This window comes from Sphingobacterium sp. UBA7253 (assembly GCF_002472745.1).
Taxonomy (GTDB): Bacteria; Bacteroidota; Bacteroidia; order Sphingobacteriales; family Sphingobacteriaceae; genus Sphingobacterium; species Sphingobacterium siyangense.
Genome location: NZ_DKSP01000236.1, coordinates 1 through 3,115, shown reverse-complemented (window position 1 = coordinate 3,115; position 3,115 = coordinate 1). Strand labels below are relative to the sequence as shown.

General features: G+C 38.3%; 1 protein-coding gene. It reads left to right on the top strand.

Features of this window, described 5'->3' with window-relative positions; translation table 11 throughout:
• Nucleotides 1–3,115, top strand: a 3,115-nt coding sequence (locus tag B2X72_RS24785) for a SusC/RagA family TonB-linked outer membrane protein (protein ID WP_286851933.1), incomplete at both ends; no start/stop codon positions are given.

Below are 3,115 nucleotides of genomic sequence, written 5' to 3'. Positions count from 1 at the left end.
TTCGCTAAATGGAAAGTCCCTCACTTACGATATCAAAAACAGAATAGTTGTTATTAAACAATTAGAAAATAAGCAGCGAAATATTGTTGGAAGGGTTATCACCGAAGATAGATCGCCTCTATCTGGAGCCAGCATTAAAGTAAAGGGCCAGCCAAGAGTATTTTTTACAGACGAGAATGGTCATTTCTCTATACCCGCATCGGATAAAGTAACAGAACTTGTAATTTCATATATCGGCTATAAGGACTGTATTGTCAGGCCAGGTGATGAATTTATGGAGATTAAGATGGCCAAATTGGATAATCAGTTGGCCGAAGTGAGTGTAATTTCGACGGGTTACCAGAAGATCAAGAAAGAACAGCTTACGGGTGCCGCCTCCACATTAAGCGAAAAGGACTACCAACAGCGGGTAGCCGTAACCGGTAACTTTCTAGAAAATCTGGAAGGAAAAGTCCCAGGACTAGTCTACAATAGTATTTCTGGAGAACTTTCCATTCGTGGTGTCAGTACTTTTGACGCAGTAAAAAAACCACTTATCGTGTTGGATGGTTTTCCTACTGAAATCGACATAAACTCCATAAACCCAAATGATATCATATCAGTGAGCGTGTTAAGGGATGCAGCAGCAGCTTCAATTTACGGTGTACAGGCATCAAACGGTGTTATTGTTATAGAAACCAGAAGGGGAAAATCCGGTAAACCAACATTCACTTTTAGAAACACTTTTGCTTTTGATTCAAAGCCCGATTTCGATTATATGCGCTATCTCGATACAAAGGAATTCGTAGACTTACAGCGTGATATGGTCAGTACAGGCGGTGACGAAAGATATTTTTACTCAGATTATAACCCAATTGACCCAGTTACAAGTATACTATTCGATCTTAAAGATGGCCTTATAGATAACAAGCTTGCAGAGGAGAAAATTGGCGCTATAGCTTCTTACAACAATCTTGCGGAGTATAAACGGTTATTTTATAGACGTAGACTTGTCAATAACATCAATTTTGATATCAGCGGAGGTACGGAAAAAAGCACATATCTAATTGGTGTCAACCATATCGGAGAAAGAGCTCAGAAAGTAGGTACAGATAATAAAAAAACCATTTTAAATGTTGCCAACACTTACAAGTTCAACAAGAATATTTCATTTGATTTTAAAGGAATTTATTCAAATAACAGAGTAAAAAATGGCACTACACCAGATTATAGTGACCTCCTCCCCTTTGAAAGGATTGTCGACGAAAATGGTAATGCACTTCCGGCTACTTTTGGTGAATTCAGAGAAAAATTTTATGTAATAAATAAAGATTATAACGAGAGAGCCAAATCCCTAGGTTTGTATGACCAGCTTTATTACCCATTCGGAGAATTGTCCGCTACGACTCAAAAGACATCACTCAATTCTTTCAGGGCACAAGGCCGCCTTAATGCCAAAATTACTGAGTGGCTAAATATCGATCTTGGCGGCGCTATTGAAAATGAACAGGGTGTGAACGACCTGCTTAAAACAGAAGATTCTTATAGAGTAAGGTATCTGGTAAATACTAAGGCAAAAAAAGATCCAGCAAATGGAACCCCTTTATTCACTGACCTGCCTCAAGGAAATTTTCTGACAAAAGAAACACTTAAAAATACAGCTTACACCCTACGTGCTCAGGCAAATCTCAATTACGAAACAAAAGATAAAAAACATAGTATTTCGGGAATCATTGGTATTGAACAAAGGCAAGTAAAAGCTGAATCATTTAAAACAACATTCTTTGGTTACGATGACCAGTCTCTTATCAATACACCTGTCAATCTTCAGGTGCTTAATTCAAGGATAAAACCAGCCTTCAAAGAAGTCGGAGACTACGGATCAAGTTTTAATAGCAATGACTATTTTGGAGAAAAATATAGCGACAGAAGGTTCCGTTCATTTTATGGACAAGGAACTTATATGTTCAAGCATAAATATATCGCTACTGGAAGTATCCGTATAGACCAGTCTAATCTGTTCGGAGTAGACGATAAGTATAAAAACAAACCGCTTTGGTCATTAGGAATGAATTGGCGTATGGGCGAAGAGGAATTTATTAAATCTGTTTCCTGGATCAATTCATTACAGATTCGGGCCGCCTCCGGCTTTAACGGCAATGTTCCAAGTAGCTTTAACGGACCTTTCCTGATCCTAACATCCGGACTTAATAATAGGTTTAACACTTCAGAGGTCTTTTATGATGTACTATCACCTGAAAACCAATCCATCCGCTGGGAAACAACAACTAACTACAATCTGGGGTTAGATTATGGATTATTAAAAAATAGAATATCAGGTTCTGTAGACCTTTATTATAAAAGAACAAAAGATGTATTTGGTACGATGTCCGCAGATCCAACATTAGGATTTAACCAATATAGTGCTAATACGGCTTCTATTGAGAATAAAGGTCTTGAAATATTACTCACTAGCGTAAATATTGATAAGGGCATCTTCAAATGGCGAACAAGTGCAACTGCATCCTTCAATAAAAATAAGGTTATTGAAGTACAGGCAAAAGATAAAACTTCATCCCTGGATATCGTATCAGGCACAGACCTACAGAAAGGTTATCCAATGAATGCACTATTCAGTTATAGATACGCTGGACTGAATAATTTAGGACACCCTGGAGTTTACGATAGAAACGGTAATGTGTTAGTTTTAAATACATACGACGATGCCGTCATTGATGTCGATTTTGATGATCTGGTCTACAGTGGCACAACAAATCCCAAGTATGTGATCGGTCTCAATAATCAGTTTTCTGTAGGTTCTTTCGATTTGTCTTTTCTTTTTATGTATTACGGTGGCCATGTTATGAGAGTCCAACAGCCCAATCCTGATGAACTACAGAGCGGAAATGCAATAAAAGGCTCTTCAAACTACTGGAAAAAGCCAGGAGACGAGCTTGTTACTGCAATACCGGGACTCCCTGAGTATGGAACTCCTGAGGACTTTATGTATTCCGCGCGGGATGGGTATACATACGGAGACAGATATGTACGTAAAGCAAACTACATTCGGCTGAGAGATATCATCTTAACCTACAATTTGAAAAATGACTTCCTGCAAAGGGTCGGTCTATCCAAT